Consider the following 1,432-nt stretch of genomic DNA (forward strand, 5'->3'; position numbering starts at 1 on the left):
AGCGGGGCGGCCAGCCGGGCCAGCCCGACGTCCCGCCAGCCGGTCAGCGGCGTGCGCTGCCGCGTCCGCAGCGCCTGCAGGCTGAGCACGGTCTCCCAGAGCGCGTGCGGGCGCCGCGCCACGCGTACCCGCCCCAGATCCTCACCGCCGAACCAGATCCGCAGCATCCTCGGTCCGCCACCTCCGCCGTGGGGTGTTTTGGCTATGCCTGAAAGATGCGGAAAACAACCTCCGTCACGGGCATTGTGGGTGAAAGGTCCCACCGCGCACAGCGGATTGAGGAGACGCAGATGAAGCGATCAATCCCTCGGATCGTCATCGCACTGGCCGGAACGTCCGCCGGACTCGTGCTCACCGTGCCGTCCGCGTCGGCCGCCGGCACCACGACCGGAACGGTGCGGCCGGCGACCGCCAAGACCCTGCCGTTCACGTGGTTCGGGCAGGAGCGGTACTACTACTGCGGGCCCGCGTCCACGAAGATCGCGTTGAGCGCCCGCATGACGCCGCCGTCGCAGGACACGCTCGCCGCGAGCCTGGGCACCACCACGAACGGCACCGACGACATCTCCAACGTCGTCGCCACCCTCAACCACTTCCTCGGCACCACCTGGTACGAGCGCAAGCCGGTGAACGACCCGCCGACCCAGGCGCAGCGGGACCTCCTCAAGCAGGACCTGGTCTTCGACGTCGACCGCGGCTGGGCGATCGTCGCCAACGTCGTCAGCGGCTGGCGGCCGCCGGGCTACCCGAGCGGCACGATCTACCACTACGTCGCCGTGGTCGGCTACGCCGACAGCGGGGACAGCGCGGTCATCGCCGATCCGGCGGGCGCGGGCGCCGGCGGCTCCGGCTGGACCGCCGTGCCGAAGACCTACACGATCAGCACCTACGACCTCGGCACCTGGATCGGGCTGAAGGCGTACGCCGCCTGAGAGGCCCGCCCGGACCCGCCCTTCGGCCGACGCGAGGCTCGGGGCGGTCTCCGGGCCGTCGCCGGCGCGGACGCGCGGTCCCCGGCGGCGATGATGGGGCGGCTCTCACCTCGGGCGGGGTGCGGTGAGGGCCGCCCCCACCTCGCCCGAAGGGAGCCGTCGCGGATTCTCACGGTGCGCACGGGGGACAATACCGAGCGTGCACGTCCGCACCGCAGTGAGAGTCGAGGGCACCGTCCAGGGCGTCGGGTTCCGGCCGTTCGTGCACGGGCTGGCGACCGGCCTCGGTCTCACCGGTCTCGTGGGCAACGACGCACGCGGCGTCTTCATCGAGGTCGAGGGCGACCGTGACGCCGTCGAGCGGTTTCTCGGCGGGCTGCGCGAGCCGCCTCCGCTGGCCGTGATCGAACGGATCACCACCCGGGCGCTCCCGACCGGCGGGCCGCGCGGCTTCGCCATCGTCGGCAGCGACGCGACCGGCCGGCGCGCCGCGCTGGTCG

2 protein-coding genes are annotated in these 1,432 nt (G+C 72.7%); both read left to right on the forward strand.

The window, feature by feature from the left end:
* The first annotated feature begins 290 nt into the window (after positions 1 to 290).
* On the forward strand, positions 291 to 932 hold the full coding sequence (locus ACFFNX_RS49945; protein ID WP_378213519.1) for a C39 family peptidase: 642 nt from the start codon (positions 291 to 293) through the stop codon (positions 930 to 932).
* Between the two features lie 199 nt (positions 933 to 1,131).
* Positions 1,132 to 1,432: acylphosphatase (locus ACFFNX_RS49950; RefSeq protein WP_378213521.1), on the forward strand; the 301-nt coding region annotated here is incomplete at its 3' end.

Source organism: Actinoallomurus acaciae (assembly GCF_042429965.1).
Classification (GTDB): Bacteria; Actinomycetota; Actinomycetes; order Streptosporangiales; family Streptosporangiaceae; genus Actinoallomurus; species Actinoallomurus acaciae.